This is a genomic window from Yaniella sp. (assembly GCF_030453185.1).
Classification (GTDB): Bacteria; Actinomycetota; Actinomycetes; order Actinomycetales; family Micrococcaceae; genus Yaniella.
In genome coordinates, this window is the sequence record NZ_JAKDKW010000036.1 from 1 (window position 1) to 24,510 (window position 24,510).

Consider the following 24,510-nt stretch of genomic DNA (forward strand, 5'->3'; position numbering starts at 1 on the left):
AGTCCGATCACGGCAACACTAGAGATGTTCGACATTCACTATCCTTCACACGGCACGTTTTGATACCTTCTTGCTTTTGGTACCAATAAGGATTCAAAGTTATCCAGCAACCAAGTATAAGTCAAAAGTTCGACTTCTTAGGTTCATTGAACCTAATGGCTGCATATTCCTTAACTAAAATCTAAGATTTCCCGGTACAACCGATCATATTTCTCAGCGTTTGCTTCCCACGTTCGCTCAGTCAATACCCACTGGCGCCCAGCTTGCCCCATCGCTGCGGCTTGGGCCGGATTGTCTAGTAATCCGTTAATCGCATCCGCCCAAGCACCTGTGTCTTCAGCCGGCACCAATAAGCCAGTCTTATCGTGATTTACGAGTTCCGACAGAGCTGGCAGATCTGATGCGATAACCGGCTTGGCGCTGGCTGAAGACTCGACAGACTTCATGGGGGTAACCATCCGCGTGACCTTGGTGGAAAGCCTCGGCACAACAAAAATATCCAGGGCCTGGTGGTACAGGTGAGATTGCTCTCGATCAACACGGCCCGGCGTGATTAATCGGTCGGCTATACCCAGTTTTCTCGCAGTGGCAATGATGTTGGGTAATGCTGTGCCGTCACCAACAATTAGTAACCGGAGCTTGGGACGCTCCGGCATCAGCAATGCTGCGGCTTCTACAACAGTCTCGAGACCTTCGTAGGGCACCAAGGAACTAATCGTTCCGACGTACTCCAGGTCAGGATCTAGACCGAGAGCAATTCGAGCATCTCGGGTCTCCCCCGGTTCTGCTAGGAATTGTCCGCCCACTGCGTTTGGAGACAGCACAATGTCGTGTTCGTTTGCACCGAAGTCGACCAGATTGTGCTTCATTTGCTCACCCAGGGTGACGAGTCCATCCGCAGCCAGAGTGGCTTCTTGCTCACGGGCCTGGAACAGCTGGTAGTAGTCGGTCTCGACAGCATCATCTCCTCGGGCTGAAGCCCAGGTGTCTGCCAGCTGTCCGCGCACTTCATAGACCCACGGGATGCCTACTGCGTTTGCTACTGCTTCAACGACAATCGCATTGGTCCAGTGGGTGGTCGTATGCAGCATGGCTGGACGGCGCTCTACAACATATTCCAACAGCATGTCAGCGTTTTGTTGGATACGGTCGCCAAAGTGCAGTGCTAGTTGTGACGGTAGAAGTCGCTGATACCCGATACCTTCGACCTCATCGCGAGAATCTGCTAGGAGTGCTCCGGTAGTGATCGGCCACCCGATACGGGTCACAGCAGAGACGTCCCAGCCTTTATCGCGCAGGGCCACCATGATCGAATGTGAGCGCTGCGCATAGCCAGATGGCGTGTGGGGCAACGAGTTAGTTAAGACGTGCAGCACACGGTTCTTGACAGGTTGGTATGCAGCAACGGGCTCAAGCTGCGGCTTAGCACCTTGGAAGCTTTCTAGCTCAGAGGACCAGCGCTCGACGGTTTTGCGTTCACGCTTTGCGGTCTTCATCAGTTCGACGGCCTGAACCAAGCTGCCGCAGGTCCATGCGGTCCAAGCGCGTGCTGATTGCAAACCTTTGGCATTTGGTCTGACACGGTCGAGTAACCACTCCGCGGTTTCTAAATCCCCCAGTGCAATAAAGACGCGGGCGTAATCTACGATTTTCCGATCAGCGCCACGCTGCCCGAGGAGTTCTTTGGCTTGGTCGATCAATTCATCGTTGCGACCTGAAACGGCTTTGCCGACCGCCGATACCGTATCCAGTGGTCCACCGCGAACTTTGGACGCCGCGCTAGCAATGGGCTCACGCAGGTGTTGCGGCAGCCGACGAAGTACCAGGAGACCAAAGAGCGCACGGTTGTTCTTGAGATGCTCAAGCGCAGCCGTGGTAGAGATCGAAGCAGCAGTTGTGGAGCGTTGCAGCAATCCCGTGGTTTTTTGTGCTGGGACATTTCGTTTCAAGACTGAATCCAGTTTCTCGATTTGTGCTGCATCGGATGCGTGGGCCGTAACCCAGGCACGAGCAGTTTCCTGTGTCGGGGTTGATTGTGGGTTCGCAGCTAAGCCTAACCACGTTTCGGCCAGGGCATGCGCATCATCGGGAACAAGGGCGTGCTCGCCAGCTTGACCTAATATGGCGGCTGCTTCACCACAGACAATCCCTGTGATGTGTTTCCCATAGGACAATAGTTCATATGTCTTGGAGGGAACTGTGTGGGCAAAACTTGCCCAGTCCGAGCGCAGTGTCACCATGCAGGTATCAGCCCATTGATAATGCTGCAGTGTTGCTTCCCCAAACGAAGCGGGCAGCATGGTCACCGGTTGACCTGCTTGTGTGTTGAGGGTCTCAAGATTGGCTTTCTGGGTCCCCTCCCCCACGAACCGAACCGAAATGTTCGGATTTTGTTGCCGGGCGATCTTTGCCGCTTCAATAACGAGTTCTAATTGCTGGGATTCACCGTGATTGCCCAGATAGAGGACATGCAGTTCCCCAGCTGCTCGTGCGCGTGCTTCAATCGGCGGCATCTGTTCAATAGCACGACTGTTGGAGATCACTTCGATTGGGGGCATGTTGCGCTGTTCAAGTGTTTCTGCGAAACCCTTGGTCACAGTAATGAGCTGATCTGCAGAGCGTTGAATGCGCGTGACCACGTCGGCAACAAGCGTGCCGAAGAGTTTGCCACCGCTTTCAGATTCAAAAATCAGATCTGGCCAAGCATCGCGCATTTCTACGACATAGGGCACCCCTTTGATCCAGGCGATCACTCGACCGGCAACCAGATTCGGTAATGCCGGCACGGTTGCCACGACCACATCAACGTCTTGGGTCAGAGCCAGGGGCACCGAGGTTGCTGCGTGCACGACAGCTTTGGCCAACCGGCCTGCCCGACTGTCCGGTAGCGAACTCACGTGAGGCGTCCGGCGAACCGTTACGTGAGGCTCGGGTTTTTGAGCTTCGTCTACATAGCGTGGGTCTGCCGGTGGGGTGAGGACTTTTACATTCCATCCGGCGTCGTAGAGGCCGAATAAGAATTTTTTCCACCGTCGTTGAGGCGCAGTGGATTCAGGAGAATATGAATGGGTAATGAGCAGGAGGCGGCGGGTCACTGTGGTGCGTCAACTCCTGGTTCTTCGGTGACATTTTCGCCAGTTTCATCGGTAGCGCCATCAGCCTGCTCTTCCTGGCGCTTTTCGAGCTCTTTGACGTACTCATCCATCGAACCGTTTTCCATGGCACTTCGCATATTTTCCAGTTCTTCTTCATCCGGCCAGACGACGGAGGCGCCACCCTGGGTGGTACCGGTACCAGCGTTTGGAATGGTGAAACTGGTGATGCCCGAAGCTCGCATCTTACTCATCGACATACCGTAGTTCACCAGTGTTTGAGCATCGAGGGATTCATCGACGGTCAGGTAGGGCGTAAATGCGCTGACCATATCGGATATTTTCGAGGGGTTGGTCAGTGTCGAAGAATCCAACACCTGGGTTGCGATGCCGGTTAAGAATTTTTGTTGGTTTTTTACACGTTGGTAGTCGCCGTCCGTGAAAGCTTTGCGTTCGCGAACGAACCGCAGCGCATCGGTGCCTTCTAACCGGATCGTGCCTTCTGGATAGTACGACGGATTGGCCTGTCCTGCGGAGAACGCCATATCATTTTCAATCTCTACCCCGCCCAGAGCAGTGGTCAGATCGCTAAAGCCGTCAAAGTCGACAATCACCATGTGATCAATGTCGGCGCCGGTCAGGCCTTCGACGGTCTGGATGGTCAGTGGATAACCGCCGTGGGATTGGGCCGAGTTTACTTTCGACATCCCAACTTCAGGAATCTCAACCCACAGGTCCCGCATGATGGACATGACATACATCTCATCGCGCGTTTCTGGAATATGTACCAACATCATGGTGTCAGACCGTTGGTCTTCTTGTGCTTCTCCGTCGCGAGCGTCAGAACCCAGCACCAAGATGTTCATTTCGCCATCTTCAAACGCCTCAGTGGTGTGATCAATACCGGTTTGTACTGTCTCGCGGTTCGTATCGAATTCTTCAGCCAGTTGTGTCGAGAAACTGGATGCTGCTGCAACACCAGCGGCTGTTACCAATGCCGTCGAGGCAAGGATCGACCAAGCTGCCCCGCGGCGTGGCGGGCGAACACGGCCGGCACGCTTTGGCGTTGGCGGTTTGCGCATCTGTAGGCTGCTTCTTTCTGTTTGGGCACACAGTTAGGCACGAGTATAGACGTTTTTACCAGCGTGCACGTCGAGGCACAGGCTGGCACCTCGGACAATAGTACGACGACCGGTTCATGAACTTGCGACGTGTGATCAGGCTCTCGACGCCTGACTCGAGGCACCGGTAGCAGGCCTCACCTGCTCGACCATAGACATTCAATGACCTGTCGAAGTAGCCGGATTCGCCGTTGACGTTTACGTATAACGCGTCAAAGGACGTCCCACCCTGGGCCAACGCTAATGTCATGACCTGTTCAGCAGCTTGGTAGACCCTGGAGACTTCCTTACGTGTCAGCGTCTCCGTCGGACGAGCATAGTGCAGCTGGACGAGATACAACGCTTCGTCAGCGTAGATATTGCCGATGCCCGAAGACAATGACTGGTCAAGCAGGGCTCGTTTCAGCCCGGCGGATTTCTCCACGACGCGGCCAACGCACATCTTAGAGTACGAGTTCCGACTTGAATGGGGCTGGGGCTCGGTTGAAGGGAGAGTTCGTCAGCCGGGTCGGTGTCTGCGGTGTCGCCGGATCCGCCTGGCCTGATGCATGCGCCGCCCAGCCTTCATGCCTCAGACAAAGGTGTGGGCTAAGGACCGTCGTCGGTGGCCATGCGTAGCGTCGAGAACACCACAGGAGGCAGGACTCGCCACGCGCGTGCCACAGATCGAGACCGCGCTTTGGCAGCACGGACCCGAGCAGCGGCCAATGTCAGAGGGCACTGGTATAAATGGGATATGGCTTACTACTCGTCAGGTCGGAAACCACGCAGAAAGAAGCGGCCCAGCGTCGGCGACTTCCCTGTCGCTAATGCAACCGAGCGGGAGCGGCATGCCTCGCACCGGACTCAGCGCGTCAGGATCCGCGGGCTCGTGCTGGATCTGCCCGGCACTAACGGCCCGGTCGAGGTCTGCGTCAATCACCAGGCCGACTGGGAGCTGATCTACAAGAACCCCGCCATCCGCGTGAAGTGCATAGTCGAGTCGTGTGACACCCTGCTCATGGCCAAGCGGATGAGCCGGAGTGAGTTGCGCTTCCTCGCGGTCCGTTCCGGAGGCTGCTCCCACAACCTGGTCGAGATGCGCGTGGAGCGAGGCGAGGTCGAGCAGGACCCGTCCAAGCTCGTCGGGGGCGGCGGGCCAGAAGGCGACGAACACTTGTGGATGAAGGGCCGACTGTTCAAGATTGCGCAGACCCTGGGTGCCGCGGCAGTGGTCGAGCACTCGCTCACGCGCGCGGACGTCTTCCTACCGGAGCACAACCTCGTCCTGGAGTACCAGCGATGGAATACCGATTTCCTCCGGCGAACGGCACAGCGCTCGTCAAAAGGGGCCGCACGCACGATATGGATGTTCCCCTGGCAGCCACCTAACGCACCGCGGACCCGCGCGCTCAAAGCGTTCAACAAGGAAGTCTTCGAAAATGGCGGCATCTACGTAGCCGTGCGGAACGAGGACGACCGCCGCGAGTTGCAGAAGCCGTGGGAAGACGCCTCGCAGGAGCGCACCGCCCGCCTCTACGCGAGTGGGTCGATCGCGGCGTTCGACCCCGACCGCGGAACACTGATCCGCGGAGAACGTTCACTGGCAACGGTCCTCGCGCAGATCATCAACGGCGACCGAGTGCTAGCCCACGCCGTCGTCCTGACGAAGAGCAACGGCCGTGAGGCACGGGCGCGGGTCTGGGCACTGCGCGACGACCTCGCCAGCGCTGAAGCAGCGCAGGCGGAACGACGACGCGCCGCGTTGCCGACCGCCGGTAAGGCCCCGGACCCGGGGCAACAACTGGAGCCGCCGACGCCGCCGGAAATCCAGCCGGAGGATGGGGCGACCACAGACGAGCACAGCCTGCCGCTACCCGACGACGCGCCCGCCTCTGAAGCATCGTCCGAGTTCGCCCCCAGCCCGCCCGTGGCAGCACCGACCGATCACTGCCCTGCCGCCGCAGAAGCTGCTCGGGAGGCCCCCTCCGTGAATAGCGCTGGCCTGACGGCCCGACCGTCGAAGTACAAGCAGGCGTCACGCGGATCATGGTGGAAGGCGATCGCCGACTGGTTCCGCCGCATGTGACGGACAGGCCAGACAGCATCCTCGGCATGAGACGAGACTGGGAGAAGCAATTGGCGCGCGACCACTTCATACCGGCGGCGCTCCTGTGGAGGTTCTCCAGCGACCAGGAGCAACCCAACCGAAGCCGGCGTCTGACAGTGATGCGGCCTGGATCTCCTCAGCCGCACCAGGCCCGAGCCGAAACGATCGGCTTCGCCCACGATCTCTACGACGTCGACTTCGAGACCTCCTTCAGCCAGCACGGCGTGCGCTTCGTCGACGCCCTGTGGGACGAGTACGAGCCCCGGCTCCCCACGGCGCTGGAGATGCTGGCTGAGGACAGATGCGACCTGGACCACTGAATCAACGTCCTCGTGCCGTTCGTCGGGTCGCTGCTTGTCCGCGACAGGTGGTACGGCGAGCGGCTCGCGCATGCGCATCGTCGCGACAATCCAGAGCATTGGTTCAAAGGCCTCGAAGACGTCGTCTTCAGCGGCGCAAACATGAACTTGAACCGCATCGCTGGGCGCAACCGCTTCATGGGCCGGCTACTCGTCTCCGACTGGGTGGTGAGCGAAACGACCCATGATCTATGCACCGCAGACCTCGGGTACGCGCATCTGGTGGACCAAGTCGAACACGAAGGGAGTCTGCAGGAGCGGGTCGGCGTGGCGGTGCCGACATCGAAACGGTCGCTACTCGTCGTCAGGCCTCCGAGCAGGCCGTCGGTTCGATCGATCCGACCATACTTGCGAAGCGTTCAATTGACGAGGTGCAACAGCTCCAGGAGTACTGGCCCTACCGTACGGGAACCGCGGAACTAGCAGGCATCTGGGGCCCATTGAGACAAGCGGTCAGAGGTCTTTCTCCGTCGGTGCTCGCGACCATGCCGCTGCAACCCATGGCAGGGCTCACCGACCGATTCCGTGACGAAGTCGCTACGGTAGACCTGACCGGCCCTAAGCAGGCCCGCCTGCTCCAGGACGTCATCCCCATGGACGCCTGCGGTTTCCTGTTCGAGTGGTAGAAGCTGCACCAGTGGGTTGGCCGGATCTGCCGGCTGTCCTCAGTCGCGGCCTACCAGCGCGGGACGCGCGATATGGGCGGACAATGTAGGCAGAGAAACGAGCCCCAACTCATGAACCGCTCGCACGGATCACGCGCCCGCGAGAGCGCAGATCGAGCCCTGCTCTACGTCGACGATCCAGGCTCTCCGGGTCGTCGTCTTCGCATGGCGTCCCGTTCACGGAGATGATCCATCAAGACCTTGCGAATCGCCGTTGCCTGCTCGTCCGTCAATGGCGGCGCAGCGTCCCGGATTCTCCGGACATGTTGCTCGTGTGCGGTCCATTCGAACGCATCATTCAGGTCTGAGACTCGGATCAAGGTCTTGATGACCGGAGGTCCGTCGCGGCCGCTCACCTTCTCCTTGTGCGTTCTCCTTGCGCGCGGGAGAACCCCCTGCCTGATACGTCGCCAGATGGTCTGGGTGCTGCAGCGGTGGCGTTCCGCCGCGGCGACGACGTCGAGCAGTTCTTCCTCGGGCATCGTGTCTCCTCCAGATCTTCTGAGCATCCAGAGATGGACTGAATCGCTACCATGTCCCCGAACGTGAAGGACTGGTGCCAAACAGGGTCATTAGCTTCGTCAGCCGGTTCGCTGAGAGAATCCGTCGAGGAACAAGCCGACAGCATGCCGGTATGCGCCTTCGGGGTCGTTAGCCTTGTCGGTTGCTTCGCCCAGGGTGCGTGAGACGCGTCCGGCGGTCGGGAACCTGGCCTGGTCGCCGATGGCTGCCGGAGGCGAACGTCAGCGCCTCAAACTCGCCGCCGAACTCGGCACCCGCGGCCGCACGATCGTCCTGGACGAGCCCACTACGGGACTGCACATCGCCGACATCTCCCGGCTCATCGGACTGCTCGACCAAGTCATCGAGGATGGCTCGACACTCGTCGTCATCGAGCACAACCTCGACATCGTCGCCGCCGCCGACTGGATCATCGACATCGGACCCGAAGCCGGACACGATGGCGGTCGCGTCGTCTACGAAGGAACTCCTGAGCAGATGGTCGCAGCGAGCGAGACCCACACCGCCAAGTACCTACGCCGACACGTCTCAGGCTGACGGATTGCTTTCCTGCTGGGCAAGATCAGCATGCGGATGTCGATCACATCCGTGACGTCCTTCCCGATGCGAGGTTGCGGCGAGTCCCGGGGCAAGATACGATAGTCCCATCATGACCGGTTCCGCCTACTTCGGTAGGTCCAGGGCCGGTCCTCATTTTTCTCGGGTGGTGTACTTGGACAACGGGGTCAAGGAGTTCAAGTCCTACGACGAGCAGATCGATCTGCTATCTGAGCGCGGGATGGACGTCGGGGATCGCGACACCGCCCGGACCACGCTGCAACGCGTCAACTACTACCGTCTGAGCGGGTACTGGTATCCGTTCCGGAAGCAGTCCAAGACGGGGCGCGAGGACGACTTTTACCCCGGGACCCGTCTCAGCGACGTCATCGCGCTCTACGACTTCGACGCCAGGCTGCGCACTGCGACCTTCTCCGTCCTGACTCCCATCGAACTGGCGGTCCGGGCGCTGCTCGGTCACGAGCTTGGGCGCGTCGACCCCTGCGCGCATCTGGATCCCGGAATGCTCGGTCCGACGGCACGCCGTGGTGACGCCTACAGCAACTGGCTCACGGGATACAAGTTCGAGCTGGAGCAGTCACGCGAGGACTTCGTCGAACACCATCACGCGAAGTACGGCGGGGTCCTGCCGGTCTGGGCGGCGGTCGAGCTGCTCGGCTGGGGCGGCCTGACGCGACTGTACGGCTTCGCACCGCGCGGCGTCCAAGATGCAGTCGCTGACGTGTGCGGGCTGAGCGCACCGCAGCTGACGAGCTGGCTCAAGGCTTTGAACATCGTCCGCAATATCTGCGCGCACCATGGCCGGCTGTTCAACCGCGTCCATGCGCTCTCACCGAAGCTGCCGCCGGTGGGCCGGCAACCGGACCTTGACGCGGTCGCCACCGACTGGTCTCGGACCTTCGGCCAGCTGACGATGATCCAGTTCCTCCTGGACCGGCTCCAGGTGGGGCGGCCGACGTTCTTGCCGGTCGTGCTCAAGACATTCCCGTCCGTGCGGGCGGTTCCGATCACGCACATGGGTGCATCGAACGACTGGTCCAGCGCGAGCCCGCTCTGGAATCGCTAAGTCGCTATTCGACCTCTCGGGCGCGTCCCATCGTCGATCACGTTGGGGCATGCCGTGCGACCGCCGGTATGACAGGACCTGCGCTGAAATCTGCGCAGCCTGAGCGAAGGGTTAGTGCATCAGGATGCAACTCCCAGGCTAGCCATCTTCGGGGCGCACCGGGGGTGCACCGGGCCGGCGTAGTGCCTCGGCGAGAGGCGGGAGGTAGGTCTTGACGACGTCGCGGACGACGGCGGCGTCGACCCCGAAGTACTGGTGGACGAGGATGTTCCGAAAGCCGCGGATCTGCGGCCAGACGATTTCAGGGTCTGCGCCGGTGATGTCCGTCGGCAGGTGGTTCGCCGCCTCGCCGATCGGCGTCGCGACTCATAGCGCGACCGCCTCCTCGAGAGCTGACCGCGAGATTGGCCGCTTGAGCAGCTGTACCGGGAACACGTCGATGTCGTCGCGACCAAAGAGTGCCCGGGTCTCCTCGATGAGCCCGGATGCACGCATCAGCAGGTTCCCGTCCGCGGGATCTATCTCGACGAGAATGTCGATGTCGCTACGCTCGCGTGCGGTGCCGCGTGCGACCGACCCGAACAGCCTCGGGCTCGTCGCCGCGTACTTGGCCAGAAGTGCCTGGAACTCGTCGCGGCGGGCGTCGAGGCGGGGTCCGTCACGCCTCCAGGATACCGCCTCGACGCCTGCGACCACCTGCCACTTCGAGCCCTCCGCAAGCAGGTCCCAGACTGCCCCGAGAACCCGCATCTATTCCCCACATTCAGCCACAGCTCGTAGGAGTTGACGACAGCCATTGCAAGTCTGACCAGGCACGAGTCACGCTCACCACCGGCCCTTACGCGGCCTGGGTTGGCAGACCGTGCAGCGGTAGGAGGAGCGACCCATGAACTTCTCGCGGACGATGACGCCGGGGCCGCGGCGCGCCTCGAGCTCACCGGCCGATCGCTGAGCCGCGCACCGGGAGCATTCTTCGCCCGCCTGTCCATAGGCCTGCAGGGATCGTTCGAAGTAGCCGGATTCGCCGTTGACGTTTACGTATAACGCATCAAAGGACGTCCCACCCTGGGCTAACGCTAATGTCATGACCTGTTCAGCAGCTTTGTAGACCCTGGAGACTTCCTTACGTGTCAGCGTCTCTGTCGGACGAGCATAGTGCAGTTCGGCGAGATACAACGCTTCGTCGGCGTAGATATTGCCGATGCCCGAGGACAAGGACTGATCAAGCAGGGCTCGTTTCAGACTCGATTTACGCTTGCGCAGTTTGAGAAAGATCACTTCGGTGTCAAAGTGTTCATCCAGTGGATCGCGACCGATATGCATCACCGTGCTGGGAATGAGTTCGCCTGGTTGATCCTGTGTGGGCAGCAAGCTGTCCAGATACAACCCGCCAAAGATGCGCTGGTCAACAAACCGGAGCTCTTGGATGCTCTCGCCTGTGGTGTAGGTGATGCGGATCTTTAGGTGCTTCTGATCGGGAATATCGGGTTGTGAAATGAGCAGCTGCCCCGACATTCCCAGGTGGACCACCACGGCGTTGTAGCCTTCATCGATTGGGATCCACAGATATTTACCGCGACGCTGTCCGACCGCCAAACGCTGGCCGGTGAGTCGAGCTATGAAGTCTTCTGGGCCGCCAACATGACGGCGCAGGCTCCGTGGGTCTAGTACTTCAACCGCGATAATTTGCGCGTTGGTGGCCCATTGTTCGATGCCGCGTCGTACAACTTCAACTTCAGGTAGTTCAGGCATGGGTACGGTTTTCGATGTCGCTGAGACTGTGCCAGGCGGCGAGTCGTTCAGCGTCCTTTTTCGTTTTCGCTTCAGCGGTGGCATACGTGATGCCGCCAACGACCAGAGTGGCCGTGAAGGTTCGGTCGTGATCCGGTCCGGTGCCTGCAATCTGGTATTCGATGGATCCCATATTGTGTTTGTCCACGGCAATTTGGACCAGGGTTTTCCAGTCTTTGCCGGCACCCATGATGTGTTCATCCTCGAGCAACGGGATGACATGTTTTTCCACAATGATCCAGGCGTCGTCATATCCGCCATGCAGATAGGTTGCCCCGATGAGGGCTTCGAATGTATCTGCCAGAATGGAGTCTTTATTACCACCGTGGGTGCGAATCTCGCCTTCACCTAAAAAGATGTGTGGGCCGATGTCGGCCCGGCGTGCGACGTGGGCTAAGGCAACCGTGGAGACGATCGAGGCGCGCTTTTTTGCTAGCTCGCTCTCTGCTTCGTCCGGGTAGGTTTTGTAGAGGTAGTCGGTGACCAGTACACCCAGTACTGCGTCGCCAAGGAACTCTAACCGTTCGTTTGTGGGCAATCCGTCGTGTTCGAATGCATAGGAGCGGTGTGTTAACGCAAGTCGAAGCATCTCGGTATCAAATGTGACTCCGAGATGCTTCGACAAGTGTTCTATTGTGTCCTCAGCGGCCCACGAGTATTGGGGCGTGGATTTTGCTGAGCGGGCCACTTTAGATGTCTGCGACTTTACGGCCTTTGTATTCCATGAAGAGTGGAGTGCCGGCCGAGTCGGATACAACGTGGGCCTGGTGTGGCAGACGGTAGTCTACTTTGCCGTTTTCTACGACTTTGACCAGTGTTGGAGCGCTGGCCTTCCACTGGGCCCGACGTGAACGGGTGTTGGAACGGGACATTTTCCGCTTTGGTACAGCCACGGTTATCTCTTTTCTAGTTGCTTACGAGTTATCGGATGAAGTTTCTTCGGTTTCATCACCGGAAACAAAGTTCGCCAATGCAGCCCACCGGGGGTCCAACTGTTCGTGATAGTGATCCGGGCCTGCTTCTTCGAGGCGGACACCGCACTGATCACAGAGACCTTCACAGTCTGGTGAACACGTGGGTTGGAACGGTAACGAGGATACCAGGGCATCACGCATTATTGGTTCAACATTGACAAAGCCATGTTCCACCATGTGCTGTTCGTCCTCATCAACCATGGGGTCGAACTCAAATTGGAACAATTCTTGAATGTCGATGGTGACGGCTTGGCTAATGGGATCTAAGCACCGCGAGCACTGCCCTGTGAGCGTGCCGTCAACGGTGCCGGATACCAAGATGCCTTCGTGGACTGAATCGAGTCGGACATCCACCTGCATTGCTGAACCTTTTTCGACTCCGAGGAGCGGAACCGCGAGCTCAGCAGGGGCCGGCCAAGTCACCTGAAGTTCTTCAGATGCGCCTGGTGTATCGATCAGCTCAGTGACCGCTACGACCCATGGTTTCTTTTCATCAGGAAGTGTTACTCCTGATTGAATGCTGTTTTCTGACATGAGCTCCACCTCCTGTTTTGCTCATATAAAGAGTCTATTGCTTTGCCGGTACATACCGGGTGAATGAATATTTAGTCTCACTAAAATTCAGTCAAGGCCAGCACACCACTCTAATGGATACAATGCCAAACACAAAATCGATCGGACATCCTAAAATGGGTCACCGTGCTGCAGTAGTTTCTGCTGTGGCATGGTGGCCCAGAATATAGACTGGGCGGCTGGCTACGATGCCGGCCCCCAACTGGACAACAAGGAGAATCCCCAGCGTGACCAGTGGGGCGGTCCAACTGCCAGTAGCAGAATAGAGTGCCCCCATACCTAGCGGACCTAGGCCGGCTACGAGGTACCCATACCCTTGGGCCATCGTAGAGAGTTGGCCAGTATGCTCGGTGTCTGGTGAGCGCCAGACGATATAGCTCAGTGACAGACTGATACATGCGCCTTGGCCCAGGCCCAGCAGGGTCATCCAGAGGTATGGGCTTGCCATCGGACTCATACCAATTCCGAGAAACGCCACTGCGATCAGTGCAGTCGCGAACACTACAGGCAGCCACGTCGTCGTCATTTTCTGAGCTATTGTCGGCATGAACAAAGACGTCAGGACGCCAGGAAATGCCGAGTAGGCCAGCATCCAACCGGCAGTCGCTGCGCTCATTCCAGCGTCTTGGAACATCGTCGGGACCCAGGTCAGGGCAACATAGTAACTCAGGCTTTGAAGACCCATGAATGTGGTGACACCAAGTGCGATTGGGTCGGTCAGCAACGAGAGCATAGTGGGTTGGCCACTATTCGATGGCGCCTTGGCACCATGGTTGCTGACTTTATGTCGACGTGCCGAGCGTCGCAGCTGAGGGATCCAGATGACAGCAGCCAGTATTGCCGGGATGGCCCAGACGACTAAACCTGCACGCCAGTCGTCACCAACGTGGGGCAAGAGCGGAACGGTGAGTCCCGAAGCAGCAGCCGCTCCGGCAAAGAGGGCCGTCGAGTACAGCCCCATCATGAGGCCCGCGCGGTGGGGAAAGTCTTTTTTGATTGCTGCTGGCATGGCCACGTTACCGATCGCAATGGCTGCGCCCACAAGGAGCGTGCCAAGAAATAATGACGTCAGACTGGCGTGGAAGCGCAACAGGATTCCGGTGGCCAAGACAAGCATGGTCACCCCCAGCAAGCGGTGCATCCCCAAGCGCCGCATCAACATCGGCGTGAAAAACGCAAACACCCCAAAGGCAAAGACGGGGATGGTGGTCAGCAAACTCGCCGTGGCTGCAGACAGACCCAGGGACGCCTGAATATCACCTAATACGGGTCCGATAGCGGCGACGCCGATACGCAGGTTCAGGCCGATCAGAATCAGCCCAGTGGCCAGCAGCACCATGCTCCACTTTCCGCGTGGTGCTTCGATCGGTATGCCGAGTTCGGTGGAACCAGATGATTGTGTGGTGGGGACAGGGTACTCGGCGAACGTTACATGCTCATCAGCGTGCACGGATGAACTCCTCAACGGGTTGGGAAAATAAAGCGACCTTCACTACTTCAGCTTCAATTGTCCTGTCGTGCAACTGCTAAAGTGACTGCTTATGCCTGAAAGTCGCCTCGATTCACTTGTGCCGGAGCAAATTCATGCCCTAGGTCACGATTTCGTCACCCCTGCTCACACCCATCCGCAAGGTCACCTGGTGTACCCGGCTACCGGGGTGCTGTCGATGGTTACCGATGCAGGTTCCTGGATTGCGCCGCCCAACCGCACCGTGTGGATTCCAGCTGGCTTCTCACACCAGCATCGTGCCCACGGAATGACCGATATGCGTATCATGTTCATTCCGAAATACCTGGCACACTTGCTGCCCGCCCATCCAGTTGTACTCGTGGTGTCGCCACTTGCGCGTCAGGCTGCGCTGACACTTACTGGCGACGACTCGCGAGTTACGGCCGCGCGGAACCGCCTACGGCGAGTTCTCATCGATGATCTTGCGGCAGCCGCTGAGCAACCCTTACATCTGCCAGAACCACACGATGAGCGACTGCAGGCTGTGACACACTTGGTTCAACACAACATGGCAGAGCCGGTTACCCTCGGAGCGCTCGGTAAGAAGATTGGTGCCAGCGAACGCACGCTGAGCCGACTGTTTCACCGCGAAACCGGCATGAGCTTTCGTCAGTGGCGAGCACAGTTGCGGGTGCACCACGCCATGCTATTACTGGCCGAAGGTCGCTCAGTTACTGACACGTCGATAGCCTGCGGGTGGGCCAACCCTAGTGCCTTTATTGATGCGTTTACTGATCTGGTCGGTATGACTCCTGGAAGCTACAGTCGCTCCCTCCAGAGTGCCAGGCCAGCAGAACACTAATTCAGCGCAGCCCGAATCGTTGTGCAACGGCATAGGGAATGAAATCCGTAATATCGCCTTTGAATCCGACGATTTCTTTGACGAGCGTTGAGGAGACGTGCTGGTAGCGAGAGTCTGCGGGCAAGAAGACGGTTTCCACACTGGACAGATGGCGGTTGAACGTTGCCATAGGCATTTCGTAGTTCAGATCCGTAGAGTTGCGAATCCCTTTGACCATGGCTTGTGCGCCCTGTTCCCGCGCGAAGTCTGCAATGAGCCCGGTTCCCAACGGCATCACGATGACACCTTGGATTGATTTGAGCGTTTCAGAAATCATATCCATGCGCTCTTGCAGACTGAAACGATAGTTTTTCGCCGGATTATTGGATACCGCGACGATCACTTCGTCAAAGAGTGAGGCGGCTCGAATAATAATTTCGATGTGGCCGTTGTGGACAGGGTCAAATGATCCGGGGCATACTGCACGTTGCATAGTCGTCAATGTATCGGATATTGCACCGGGCTGCTATGTTCAGACAGCGTGGCTGCAGGAATCGTTAGTATCCGTTTCGTCGCACGAAATAGACCATCGCCTCACCATATCTGCGCGCATCGACCACATAGACGTCGTCGGGCCAGATCGGCTCAGCTGATTTATAGGCGGTTTCCAACACGAACAGCCCGTCATCCATGAGGACGTGGAATGCCTGGGCGATCATGGCCAACAGTTCGTCTTCGTCGATGTCGTAGGGCGGATCGGCTATCACCAGATCCCAACTGGATGGCTCGGTCGACCCGAGGAAGCGCTGTACGGGTAACTGTTTGATGGTCACGACGTCACGGTTCAGCGCCTCATTGATGATCTGTGCGTTGTGCTCGGCAATCTGGGCGGGTTTGCGTGCGGCTTCCACGCCGGTCACGCTGGCTGCCCCGCGCGAAGCTGCTTCGACCGCAAGGCCCCCTGAACCGGTGTAGAGGTCCAGTACGGCGTTGTTGTCCAACCAGTCGCGTGACTGAAGCCAGGAAAAGATTGCTTCTTTTGCTCGTTCAGTTGTTGGCCGCGTGGACGAGCCGGGCACAGCTTTCAGCGGCAGTCCCCCGGCTTGGCCGGCAACGATTTTCGACATAGGTTAGGTCTTCTCTAGATAGTCTGATGAATCTTCATGGTCAGTCTCCCAGGCTTTGACCGCTGCAACCAACTGCGGATAGGCGCTCAACTGCTCGTCAGCTGCAAGCGCTTCGTCTAACCAGGTGGCAGCTTTGCTGATGAGTTCTGCGTGCTGAATGACTTTGAGGACTTTGAGCTGGGATCCATAACCGTGCTGGGCGGCGCCGAGTACATCTCCCTCACCGCGCTGTTCGACATCCGCCTTGGCGATCTCAAAACCATCCTCGGTGTCTTCAATAACCGATAGTCGATCCAGTGATGGGTGGTCATCTGGCAGCCTGGTGGCCAGAAAGCACTGCGCTGCGGCTTCGCCACGTCCTACGCGGCCGCGGAGCTGGTGCAGTGTGGAAAGTCCGAAGTATTCGGGATCTAGGATGGCCATCACGGTGGCGTTTGGTACGTCCACGCCGACTTCAATAATGGTTGTGGCCACGATGATATCGATCTCGCCGTCCACGAACTGGCTCATGATCTCATCTTGGGTTTGTTGATCTTGGCGTCCGTGCAGGCTGGCTACTCTGGCGTTGGAGAACATCGGCATACCGTCAAGTGTCTCGGTGATCTCCAGGACGTTGGCCGCATGGGCATCCGATGAGGGATCATCGGCGTCTTGTGTTGTAGACATATCGGAGGGATCAATCTTTGGGCACACGACAAATGCTTGGTGGCCGGCCGCAATTTCTTCGGCGATGATCTCCCAAACACGGTTGATGATGCGCGGTCCGTGGGCAATGCGTGCCAGATGCGTGGTGACGGGTTGACGTCCGGAGGGCAGACCGGTCAGCACGGTGACATCGAGATCACCGAAGACCGTCATGGCTACCGAACGTGGAATCGGGGTGGCGGTCATGACCAGCATGTGCACCCCGGGGTTGGCCTGACGTAGTGCCTCGCGCTGGTCTACACCAAAGCGATGCTGCTCATCGATCACGACCAGCCCCAGGTCGGCGAAGTGGACGTTGTCGGAAAATATCGCATGGGTGGCGATAATGATGCCGGCTTGTCCGGTGGTAATTTTCAGGAGGGCTTCTTGTTTTTGCCCGGAGGTCATCGACCCGGTCAACAAGACCACTTCGGTAGCGGGCCCCTGCCACGAGGTGAGCTGCCCGGACGTTGCCAGTTGGCCCAGCGTATTGGTGATGGACCGGTGGTGTTGGCCGGCCAGGACTTCGGTGGGTGCAACCATAACGGCCTGAGCTCCGGCGTCCACGACCTGTGCCATGGCTCGCAGCGCCACTAAGGTTTTGCCCGAGCCCACTTCACCCTGTAGCAGGCGTGACATCGGCTGGATGGCATCGAGTTCGGCGGCGATTTCTGTACCGGCTTGTTGTTGGCCTTCGGTGAGTTCGAAGGGCAGTTGTGCATCCAGGTGTGCCAAAACGCCGTCGTCCGTTCGCGGATACGCGGTGGACGGGATGGTCGTGCGGTTTCGTTGGCGTCGTCGTGCCAACAGCGTTTGGAGGATCAGGGCTTCTTGTGCGGCGAAGCGTCGTCGTGCCGCATATGCCTGGCTGACCTCTGCGGGCCGGTGAATGTGTTCATAGGCGTCGGAGAGTGCCGGCAGGCTCTGCGACAGGGTCTCCAGGAACTCTTGGGGCACAGGGTCTGAGATGGCCGACCAGTTGATGGCTTCGAGCACCGTGTCGATGGCCGAGCGGATGGTCCAAGTGGGCAGTTTTGCCTTGGCCGGGTACACGGGCATCGGCGCCAGATCGGCTTCGGTGGGATCATATTCGTCATCTAATACCGTGAAGTCCGGATTCGTTAGGGTCAACTCGCCACGGTAGGTGGAGGTTTTGCCGTGGAACATGGCCAGGGTGCCGGGCGTCAGTTGTTGTTCGGCGGCCCAGCCATTGAAGAACGCCATGGACAACATGCCGGGCAGGCCGGCGTCGGAGGCTTCATCTGAGACCGTAACGTCGACGAGAAATCCGCGGCGCGACCGCATCTGGCGTTTGGTGGCCGATATGACCCTGGCGATGACCGTGACTTGTTCACCCAGCGGTAGCTGGGTGATGGGGGTCAGTTCACCGCGTTCAATGTAGCGGCGTGGGAAGTAGTTCAGCGCGTGCCCCGTGGTGGTGAGCCCGAGCTGTTTGGCCAGTTTCTCGGCGGTTTTTTCACCGAGAAGGGGCCCGAGTGGTTGGTTGAACGGATCCACTAGTTGAGTTCTTCTGTGATGGCTTCCGCGCTGGGGCTGCAGGCTGGTTCTTCGGAGTTGTTGATGTGCAGCGGTGTGATGGCAAGGTTTTCGGTCTCACCCAGGGGCCGAATGAGCTTCATGGCGTCGTCGGGTTCGGTCACGTGGACGTGAACGCGCCAGCGGATGGTGCCATTGTCATCTTCGATGGTGTTGATCGGGCTCATGATGACGGAGTTGCCGACTTCGTTCAGCCCGATGCGCAGTGTGGCGGCATCCAGCGGGGTGAGCTGCAGCGAGCACATGACTTCGTAGGCTTCGGCGACTTCCATGTCTTGGTGAACGTGTGGGTGAGCAACGTGGAAGCCGTGAATGGATTCTAAGATTTCTGGGTCCAGCGATTCACCATAGATGGTGGCTCGCAGGGCATCGAATACCAGCAGCAGGCCGGTTGCGCCGGCGTCCACGACTTTGGCTCGGGTGAGTTCAGCGAGCTGGTTCTCGGTTTCGCCTACGGCCATCCACGCGGTTTCGACGATGCGCGAGGACATCTCCCCCAGGGTCTTGCGAGAGTTTTGCGCATCCTGCGGAAGTTCTGTGATCGAGGCTCGGTAGTTGCTGGCGGTGGCGGCGGCGGTATCCAAGATGGTGAGCATAGTGCCTTCTTGGGGATCCGACAGTGCGGCCCAGGCGGCGGCACTGGCGCGTTGCAACCCGCTGGAAAGCAACGGCGCTGTGAGACGTGGTGCTTCTGCAAGTGGTTCGGCCAGGGCATTGAGCATCACGGCGACCAGTGTGCCGGAGTTTCCTTGAGCATGATCCAGTGCGGCACTGGCGGCAACATTGAGGGCTGCGCCAACACAGGCGTCTTCGTCCACATTTTCGAGTGCGCGGGTTGCTGCGGCGACCGTGTGATACAGGTTTGACCCGGTATCGCCATCAGGGACGGGAAAGATGTTGATGGCGTTGAGCCGATCAGAGTTATTCCCGAGTGCTGACTCGGCAAGCTTTAACCAATTGAAGATAAGCTTGGCCGACCCGTGGTCCATTGGAGCACCGGTGTGAGAGGGGTGTTGCTTCACTTCAGTCATGTTGCATCATTTCATTCCGCCCGCAAAGGGCCTATATCACATGCCACCATAGTATCGCCTGGCGACCGTGTCACGTTTGGCGCGCGCTGTAGGGGCGATGAGTTGTTGTCGACGCCCGCCACGGGCGAACAGTGACAAGGGCTGTCAGCCAAGTGCTTTAGGCTAGCAGTATGGCTAAAAGATCGCACGTTCTTCGTGGTGCTGCAGTTGCTGTTGTGAGTGGGTTGACGTTGACCGCGTGTACCTCGCTGGTAGCAGATATCGAAGTGGCCCCCAATGCCACCGACCCGTTGTGTGCCCAGGCTATGGTGGCGATGCCAGAGGAGATTGCCGGGCATGAACGTCGTCGTACCGATTCCCAGTCGACTGCCGCATGGGGTGAGCCTGCTGCGGCGGTCTTCCGCTGTGGTGTGCAGAGTCCAGGGCCAACCACCGATGAGTGTGTCAGTGCCAATGGTGTGGACTGGGTGGCTCGTGAGGAAGGTACGAACTGGCGGATCACCACGTATGGTCGTGAACCGGCCATGGAAGTGCTCTTTGATGGTGAGCGTGTCTCGTCGTCATCGGTGATGGTGGATGTTGGCAATGCTGCGGCGCGGATTCCGTCCGATGGTGGATGTACGGATCCGTCCGATACCGAGGTGGTCCCGGGTGAGGCCGACCTTGAGGAGATTCCCGAGGGTGCTGCCCCGCAGGAGGAAGCAACACCTGGCTCGTAGCTAACGTTGCTGAGCTAGCTGCAACAGCGAATCGATAAGGTCCGGATATTCTACATCGGTACGCTGCCACATTTGTGGGTACATGGAGATCGGCGTGAACCCGGGCATCGTATTAATCTCGTTGATGACCAGTTCGTCGTCGTAAGTGTAGAAGAAATCCACCCTTGACAGGCCGGCGCCGTCCACCGCTTCAAAGGCGCGTACGGCTTGGTCTCGCACCAACTGTGTGACGTCTTCGGGCAGATCTGCCGGACACGACAGTTCAGCACTGTCTGCTGATTGGTATTTGGATTCGAAGTCGTAGAACTGAAACTCGACGTTGTCCTCGCCGGTGACGACGATCTCGCCCGGATAGGATGCTTTGGCTCGGGCGCCGTTGAAACTATCCAGCACACCGCATTCAATTTCGCGGCCCAGAATGCCTTCTTCGATCACAACCTTGGTGTCAAATTCGCGAGCATGCTCGATGGCTTCTTCCAGCTGAGACAGCATGGTGATGCGTTTGATACCCAGCGATGATCCGCCGCGGGCGGGTTTCACGAACAATGGAAGATCCAGTTGGGCGACTCGGCTCAGGGCAGCATCACGGTTGTGCTGCCAGTCGGCGTCGGTAATGGTGACCCAGGGACCTACCTTCAGCCCAGCGTACTGGAACGCGATTTTCATGAAGTGCTTATCCATGCCAACCGCGGAGGCAAGTACCCCGGCTCCTACGTATGGCACACCTAGTGTTTCAAAGAGTCCTTGGACGGTGCCGTCTTCCCCGTTGGGGCCGTGCAGCAGTGGGAAGGCCACATCGATGGTGGCGATGACGTTGCCGTCAACATCAACGAGCTGGGTGTCCGAGTTGACCTTGCGCAGGGCCACCGGGGACTGGGTTTCGGGTACTTCAGGCAGCGTGTCCGACAGGGCGGTGGTGTGGGTGCTTTCGGCGGGCTGCTGGTTGGTCAGCGTTGCCACCGACCATTCGGTATTTTCTGGCTGGTGGCTGCCGGCTAGCACCCAGTCGCCGCGCTGGTTAATACCCACCGGGATGGGTGTGTACTGGCCGGTGTCGAGTGCGTTGAGCACACCGACTGCGGTAACGATGGACACGGGGTGTTCTGGCGATTGGCCGCCAAACAACACGAGAACAGTTTTGGTCATAGTCGTGCCTCCGGTTTCAGGTCGCGGCCAAGCAGCAGCGAAGCGATGTCATGGATTTCTATGGTGCCGGCCACAATGGCGTTGACGGCTTCGGCAATGGGCATTTCGACGTTGACTGAATGTGCCAGAGTCACTACGGCCGGAACAGACTTCACGCCTTCTGCGGTTTGGCGCATCTGGGAGATAACCTCTTCGGTGGTGTGCCCTTGGCCGTAGAGTTTGCCGGCTGTCCGGTTGCGCGACAGTGGTGAGGCACAGGTGGCCACCAGGTCGCCGAGCCCGGCCAGTCCCGCTAGCGTGTCCGGATTCGCGCCCAGTGCGGTGGCCAACCTGGTGGTTTCGGTCAGCCCGCGGGTAATGATCGAAGCTTTAGAGTTGTCTCCGAAGCCCCGACCATCGGTTAGGCCAACAGCCAAGGCGATGATGTTTTTGACGACTCCCCCGAGTTCTACACCGGGAATGTCTGTGTTGCGGTAGGGCCGGAAGTATTCCGACGCCGTCATTGCCGCGACCCATTCTGCAGTGTTTTCGTGCTCGCAGGCCACGACGGTGGCTGTGGGTTCCTGCCGGGCAATTTCCTTGGCCAGGTTTGGCCCTGAAACCACCACGAACTGTTCGGACGGTAAGTTCAGTTCTTGCGCAAACACCTTGGACATGGTGGCCTGTGTTGATTGTTCCAGCCCTTTGATCAGCGAGACGAGAATGGCCCGTTCCCCGATCGCGTCGGCCACCTGGTGCAGCGTGGTGCGCGCTTGCTGGGCGGGAACAGCAACGACCACGAGTTCGGCACCGCGTACGACTTTGGCTGCATCGTTGGATGCGGTAATGCAGTCGGGCAGCACGATGTCGTCGAGGTATTCGCTGTTGGTGTGGTTGGTGTTGATGTCGTCAACCACTTCGTCACGCCGGGCCCACAGGCGGATGGTGATGTCTTCTTCTCGGAAAGCTGCGGCGTCGGCTAAGACCTTTGCGAAAGTGGTCCCCCACGACCCGGCACCCAGTATGGCCACGGTAACTTGATCGGTGGTCATGGGGACTCCTTAACGGTTTTTCGCCGGATTATATCGTGTCTCTGGAGGGGTTCCCTCGCGCAGTGGTGCCATCAGGTCGGTGATTTCTGACATGACCTGTTCGGTCGCGTCTGTCAGATCTCGTTGCCCCGGCTTCCCCATGGTGCGAAGCCACTCGAGGTCTGACTCGGTACCAACCCGGATTGCTGAGGTACGCCGTGGAAACAGTTTGGGCAATTTGTCGCCTTTAGGCAATGTTTCATGGACCCCCCACTGGCCAACCGGGATCACCGGTGCACCGGTGGTGAGCGCCAGGCGTATCATGCCGAGCCTACCAATCTGAGGCCACATATCTGGGTCTTTTGTGGTCGTGCCTTCGGGATAGATAATAATCACTCCATCTCGGGCAAGCACTTCTTCGGCCATTTTCAATGAGTCAATACTGCGCCCTGCACGGTCCACTGGGATCTGCTTCATGGAGGTAATCAGCTTGCCTACGGCAGGCAATTCGAAGAGTTCCTTTTTTGCCAAAAAGTGCGGTAAGCGTCCCGTTGAATACACCATGTGGCCCATGTACAGCGGATCGAGATCCGAAATATGGTTGACTGCCAAGATCATGCCGGTATCGGGCAGGTTTTCTTGACCCTTCCAGTCGCGGCGCATCATGAGCATATTCGCAGGCCGGACAATTGCAGCCGCGCCAAAGTACATTGCCCGTAGGCCTAATGGGTAGGACACAGTGTATGGGACTCCGGTGTTAGTTTTCGGTGACTTCGATGTCGGCGCCGAGTCCTTCAAGTTTTTCGAAGAACTTCTCATAGCCGCGGTTGATGACTTCGATACCGGTGGCTGAGGAGGTTCCTTCGGCTGCCAGTGCGGCCAGCACGTGGGAAAACCCGCCGCGCAGATCAGGAATGTTGAAGTCTGTGCCCTTCAAGTCGGTTGGACCGGAAATCACAGCCGAGTGTAAGAAGTTACGCTGACCAAAACGGCACGGTACGGAGCCCAAGCATTCGCGATGCAGCTGGATGGAGGCACCCATGCGGACCAAAGCGTCGGTAAAACCAAAGCGGTTCTCATACACGGTTTCGTGGACGATGGAGACACCGTGGGCTTGGCTCAGTGCCACGGCCAGGGGCTGTTGCCAGTCGGTCATGAATCCGGGGTGCACATCGGTTTCCAGTACCAGCGGGTTGAGGTCCTGGCCGCCGCGCCAGAAGCGAATACCGTTGTCATCAACCTCAAATTCGCCACCGATTTTACGGTAGACGTTCAAGAACGCGGTCAGGTCCCGTTGGGTTGCGCCTTCGACAAAAATATCACCGTCGGTTACCAGTGCAGCGGTCGCCCACGAAGCGGTCTCATTGCGGTCGTTGAGGGCTACGTGATTATAGCCACTGAGTTCCGGCACACCTTCGATACGTATGGTGCGGTCGGTTTGCACCGTGATAATCGCACCCATTTTTTGCAGCACGTGGATGAGATCATGGATCTCGGGTTCCACAGCTGCACCTTTGAGCTCGGTGATGCCATCGGCCCTCACCGCGGTGAGTAGCACCTGTTCGGTGGCCCCCACGGAAGGGTAAGGGAGTTCGAGTTTTGCACCGGTTAGCCGGTGTGGGGCGCCGATGTAGGTACCGGTCGGTTCTTTCGAGACTTCAGCACCGAATTGGCGCAGTACGTCTAAGTGGTAGTCAATGGGTCGGTCACCAATTTTGCAGCCGCCCAGGTCTGGGATGAAGGCTCCGCCGACGGCGTGCATGAGGGGTCCACAGAAGAGGATGGGAATGCGTGAGTCACCCGCGAAAGCATCAATTTCGGCGTTATTGGCCGTTTTGACGCCGGATGGATCCATATAAATCTCGCCGGCCTCTTTATCGTGCTCGACGACAACGCCGTGCAGACGCAACAGGCCGGTGACAATCTCAACGTCCCGGATTTCCGGGACGTTGCGAATCACTGACGGCTTCGAGCCCAGCAGGGCAGCTACCATCGCCTTCGGGACCAGATTCTTAGCACCGCGAACGGGCACGGATCCCTTGAGGGGTTTCCCTCCGTGAATGGTCAACACTTTAGACATTGATGTTTCTACCCTCCATACCCCCGCAGCGACGAGGCTTCTCACGCACCAGTCT

At 58.6% G+C, this 24,510-nt stretch carries 25 protein-coding genes and 1 pseudogene; 7 read left to right on the forward strand and 19 right to left on the reverse strand.

Annotated elements, in window-relative coordinates; translation table 11 throughout:
• Window positions 1–170: 170 nt before the first annotated feature.
• From L0H14_RS06895 to L0H14_RS06905, 3 genes and pseudogenes are all read right to left on the reverse strand, one after another.
• Window positions 171–3,095: a glycosyltransferase gene (locus L0H14_RS06895; protein WP_301421541.1), complete on the reverse strand. Its 2,925-nt coding sequence runs from the start codon at window positions 3,093–3,095 to the stop codon at window positions 171–173.
• Window positions 3,092–4,174 carry an LCP family protein gene (locus L0H14_RS06900; protein ID WP_301417167.1) on the reverse strand — a complete coding sequence of 361 codons (1,083 nt, stop codon included), beginning with the start codon at window positions 4,172–4,174 and terminating at the stop codon, window positions 3,092–3,094. The genes L0H14_RS06895 and L0H14_RS06900 overlap by 4 nt, the downstream gene beginning before the upstream one ends.
• A 55-nt stretch (window positions 4,175–4,229) precedes the next feature.
• Window positions 4,230–4,685 (reverse strand): annotated as a pseudogene (locus L0H14_RS06905) (zinc finger domain-containing protein); the annotation flags it as partial.
• 399 nt (window positions 4,686–5,084) lie between these two features.
• Between L0H14_RS06905 and L0H14_RS06910 the strand changes: the two are divergent.
• The 3 genes from L0H14_RS06910 to L0H14_RS06920 all read left to right on the forward strand — a co-directional run bounded on the left by L0H14_RS06910 (window position 5,085) and on the right by L0H14_RS06920 (window position 7,287).
• On the forward strand, window positions 5,085–6,281 hold the full coding sequence (locus L0H14_RS06910; RefSeq protein ID WP_301417169.1) for a hypothetical protein: 1,197 nt from the start codon (window positions 5,085–5,087) through the stop codon (window positions 6,279–6,281).
• Window positions 6,242–6,622: a hypothetical protein gene (locus L0H14_RS06915; protein ID WP_301417171.1), complete on the forward strand. Its 381-nt coding sequence runs from the start codon at window positions 6,242–6,244 to the stop codon at window positions 6,620–6,622. Before L0H14_RS06910 ends, L0H14_RS06915 begins: the two co-directional genes overlap by 40 nt.
• 230 nt (window positions 6,623–6,852) lie before the next feature.
• Complete coding sequence (locus tag L0H14_RS06920; protein ID WP_301417173.1) at window positions 6,853–7,287, forward strand: hypothetical protein; 435 nt, start codon at window positions 6,853–6,855, stop codon at window positions 7,285–7,287.
• A 164-nt stretch (window positions 7,288–7,451) separates the two neighbouring features.
• Here the strand turns inward: L0H14_RS06920 and L0H14_RS06925 are convergent, their stop codons facing one another.
• The gene (locus L0H14_RS06925; protein WP_301421542.1) at window positions 7,452–7,682 is read right to left on the reverse strand and encodes a hypothetical protein; all 231 of its coding nucleotides are present in this window, start codon (window positions 7,680–7,682) and stop codon (window positions 7,452–7,454) included.
• A 301-nt stretch (window positions 7,683–7,983) separates the two neighbouring features.
• Between L0H14_RS06925 and L0H14_RS06930 the strand changes: the two genes are divergently transcribed.
• Window positions 7,984–8,385 (forward strand): hypothetical protein, encoded by a 402-nt coding sequence (locus L0H14_RS06930; protein WP_301421543.1) that lies wholly within the window; start codon window positions 7,984–7,986, stop codon window positions 8,383–8,385.
• A gap of 169 nt (window positions 8,386–8,554) precedes the next feature.
• Window positions 8,555–9,472 carry an Abi family protein gene (locus tag L0H14_RS06935; protein WP_301421545.1) on the forward strand — a complete coding sequence of 306 codons (918 nt, stop codon included), beginning with the start codon at window positions 8,555–8,557 and terminating at the stop codon, window positions 9,470–9,472.
• Between the two features lie 138 nt (window positions 9,473–9,610).
• On the opposite strand, the gene L0H14_RS12500 is transcribed toward L0H14_RS06935, so the two are convergent.
• The 7 genes from L0H14_RS12500 to L0H14_RS06965 all read right to left on the reverse strand — a co-directional run bounded on the left by L0H14_RS12500 (window position 9,611) and on the right by L0H14_RS06965 (window position 14,260).
• Window positions 9,611–9,826, reverse strand: a complete 216-nt coding sequence (locus L0H14_RS12500) for a DUF86 domain-containing protein (protein ID WP_367618703.1) — start codon at window positions 9,824–9,826, stop codon at window positions 9,611–9,613.
• A gap of 12 nt (window positions 9,827–9,838) precedes the next feature.
• Window positions 9,839–10,222: a nucleotidyltransferase family protein gene (locus L0H14_RS06940; protein ID WP_301417182.1), complete on the reverse strand. Its 384-nt coding sequence runs from the start codon at window positions 10,220–10,222 to the stop codon at window positions 9,839–9,841.
• A 75-nt stretch (window positions 10,223–10,297) separates the two neighbouring features.
• Complete coding sequence (gene mutM, locus L0H14_RS06945) at window positions 10,298–11,224, reverse strand: bifunctional DNA-formamidopyrimidine glycosylase/DNA-(apurinic or apyrimidinic site) lyase (RefSeq protein WP_301417184.1); 927 nt, start codon at window positions 11,222–11,224, stop codon at window positions 10,298–10,300.
• A complete protein-coding gene (rnc, locus tag L0H14_RS06950) occupies window positions 11,217–11,888 on the reverse strand; it encodes a ribonuclease III (protein WP_301417186.1) in 672 nt (223 codons plus the stop codon). Before rnc ends, mutM begins: the two co-directional genes overlap by 8 nt.
• Before the next feature lie 64 nt (window positions 11,889–11,952).
• Window positions 11,953–12,156 (reverse strand): 50S ribosomal protein L32, encoded by a 204-nt coding sequence (gene rpmF, locus L0H14_RS06955; protein ID WP_301417187.1) that lies wholly within the window; start codon window positions 12,154–12,156, stop codon window positions 11,953–11,955.
• A 21-nt stretch (window positions 12,157–12,177) separates the two neighbouring features.
• Complete coding sequence (locus tag L0H14_RS06960) at window positions 12,178–12,771, reverse strand: DUF177 domain-containing protein (RefSeq protein ID WP_301417189.1); 594 nt, start codon at window positions 12,769–12,771, stop codon at window positions 12,178–12,180.
• Window positions 12,772–12,931: 160 nt separating this feature from the next.
• Window positions 12,932–14,260 (reverse strand): MFS transporter, encoded by a 1,329-nt coding sequence (locus L0H14_RS06965; protein WP_301417191.1) that lies wholly within the window; start codon window positions 14,258–14,260, stop codon window positions 12,932–12,934.
• A gap of 91 nt (window positions 14,261–14,351) precedes the next feature.
• Here L0H14_RS06965 and L0H14_RS06970 point away from each other — a divergent pair, with 91 nt between their 5' ends.
• Entirely contained in the window at window positions 14,352–15,122 is a 771-nt protein-coding gene (locus L0H14_RS06970) for a helix-turn-helix transcriptional regulator (protein ID WP_301417193.1), read from the forward strand.
• Window position 15,123: 1 nt separating this feature from the next.
• On the opposite strand, the gene coaD is transcribed toward L0H14_RS06970, so the two are convergent.
• From coaD to L0H14_RS06990, 4 genes are all read right to left on the reverse strand, one after another.
• Window positions 15,124–15,594, reverse strand: a complete 471-nt coding sequence (coaD, locus tag L0H14_RS06975) for a pantetheine-phosphate adenylyltransferase (RefSeq protein ID WP_301417195.1) — start codon at window positions 15,592–15,594, stop codon at window positions 15,124–15,126.
• 64 nt (window positions 15,595–15,658) lie between these two features.
• Window positions 15,659–16,228 (reverse strand): RsmD family RNA methyltransferase, encoded by a 570-nt coding sequence (locus tag L0H14_RS06980; RefSeq protein WP_301417198.1) that lies wholly within the window; start codon window positions 16,226–16,228, stop codon window positions 15,659–15,661.
• Between the two features lie 3 nt (window positions 16,229–16,231).
• Window positions 16,232–18,430 (reverse strand): ATP-dependent DNA helicase RecG, encoded by a 2,199-nt coding sequence (locus L0H14_RS06985; RefSeq protein WP_301417200.1) that lies wholly within the window; start codon window positions 18,428–18,430, stop codon window positions 16,232–16,234.
• A complete protein-coding gene (locus tag L0H14_RS06990; protein WP_301417202.1) occupies window positions 18,430–19,500 on the reverse strand; it encodes a DAK2 domain-containing protein in 1,071 nt (356 codons plus the stop codon). The genes L0H14_RS06985 and L0H14_RS06990 overlap by 1 nt, the downstream gene beginning before the upstream one ends.
• Before the next feature lie 170 nt (window positions 19,501–19,670).
• Between L0H14_RS06990 and L0H14_RS06995 the strand changes: the two genes are divergently transcribed.
• On the forward strand, window positions 19,671–20,219 hold the full coding sequence (locus L0H14_RS06995; RefSeq protein WP_301421544.1) for a DUF3515 family protein: 549 nt from the start codon (window positions 19,671–19,673) through the stop codon (window positions 20,217–20,219).
• Here L0H14_RS06995 and L0H14_RS07000 read toward each other — a convergent pair whose 3' ends face one another.
• From L0H14_RS07000 to murA, 4 genes are read right to left on the reverse strand one after another with little or no spacing between them, the layout of a single operon-like run.
• Complete coding sequence (locus L0H14_RS07000) at window positions 20,220–21,365, reverse strand: D-alanine--D-alanine ligase family protein (RefSeq protein WP_301417205.1); 1,146 nt, start codon at window positions 21,363–21,365, stop codon at window positions 20,220–20,222.
• Complete coding sequence (locus L0H14_RS07005; RefSeq protein ID WP_301417207.1) at window positions 21,362–22,396, reverse strand: NAD(P)H-dependent glycerol-3-phosphate dehydrogenase; 1,035 nt, start codon at window positions 22,394–22,396, stop codon at window positions 21,362–21,364. Before L0H14_RS07005 ends, L0H14_RS07000 begins: the two co-directional genes overlap by 4 nt.
• Window positions 22,397–22,405: 9 nt before the next feature.
• The gene (locus tag L0H14_RS07010) at window positions 22,406–23,113 is read right to left on the reverse strand and encodes a 1-acyl-sn-glycerol-3-phosphate acyltransferase (RefSeq protein WP_301417209.1); all 708 of its coding nucleotides are present in this window, start codon (window positions 23,111–23,113) and stop codon (window positions 22,406–22,408) included.
• Between the two features lie 19 nt (window positions 23,114–23,132).
• Window positions 23,133–24,455 (reverse strand): UDP-N-acetylglucosamine 1-carboxyvinyltransferase, encoded by a 1,323-nt coding sequence (gene murA / locus L0H14_RS07015; RefSeq protein ID WP_301417211.1) that lies wholly within the window; start codon window positions 24,453–24,455, stop codon window positions 23,133–23,135.
• Between the last annotated feature and the right edge of the window lie 55 nt (window positions 24,456–24,510).

Excerpts from the sequence above, each read along its gene's own strand:
- L0H14_RS06900 (WP_301417167.1), bottom strand. The coding sequence starts at position 4,174 with ATGCGCAAACCGCCAACGCCAAAGCGTGCCGGCCGTGTTCGCCCGCCA.
- L0H14_RS06915 (WP_301417171.1), top strand. The coding sequence starts at position 6,242 with ATGGTGGAAGGCGATCGCCGACTGGTTCCGCCGCATGTGACGGACAGG.
- L0H14_RS06920 (WP_301417173.1), top strand. The coding sequence starts at position 6,853 with ATGCACCGCAGACCTCGGGTACGCGCATCTGGTGGACCAAGTCGAACA.
- L0H14_RS06940 (WP_301417182.1), bottom strand. The coding sequence starts at position 10,222 with ATGCGGGTTCTCGGGGCAGTCTGGGACCTGCTTGCGGAGGGCTCGAAG.
- mutM (WP_301417184.1), bottom strand. The coding sequence starts at position 11,224 with ATGCCTGAACTACCTGAAGTTGAAGTTGTACGACGCGGCATCGAACAA.
- L0H14_RS06960 (WP_301417189.1), bottom strand. The coding sequence starts at position 12,771 with ATGTCAGAAAACAGCATTCAATCAGGAGTAACACTTCCTGATGAAAAG.
- L0H14_RS06970 (WP_301417193.1), top strand. The coding sequence starts at position 14,352 with ATGCCTGAAAGTCGCCTCGATTCACTTGTGCCGGAGCAAATTCATGCC.
- coaD (WP_301417195.1), bottom strand. The coding sequence starts at position 15,594 with ATGCAACGTGCAGTATGCCCCGGATCATTTGACCCTGTCCACAACGGC.
- L0H14_RS06980 (WP_301417198.1), bottom strand. The coding sequence starts at position 16,228 with ATGTCGAAAATCGTTGCCGGCCAAGCCGGGGGACTGCCGCTGAAAGCT.
- L0H14_RS06990 (WP_301417202.1), bottom strand. The coding sequence starts at position 19,500 with ATGACTGAAGTGAAGCAACACCCCTCTCACACCGGTGCTCCAATGGAC.
- L0H14_RS06995 (WP_301421544.1), top strand. The coding sequence starts at position 19,671 with ATGGCTAAAAGATCGCACGTTCTTCGTGGTGCTGCAGTTGCTGTTGTG.
- L0H14_RS07000 (WP_301417205.1), bottom strand. The coding sequence starts at position 21,365 with ATGACCAAAACTGTTCTCGTGTTGTTTGGCGGCCAATCGCCAGAACAC.
- L0H14_RS07005 (WP_301417207.1), bottom strand. The coding sequence starts at position 22,396 with ATGACCACCGATCAAGTTACCGTGGCCATACTGGGTGCCGGGTCGTGG.
- murA (WP_301417211.1), bottom strand. The coding sequence starts at position 24,455 with ATGTCTAAAGTGTTGACCATTCACGGAGGGAAACCCCTCAAGGGATCC.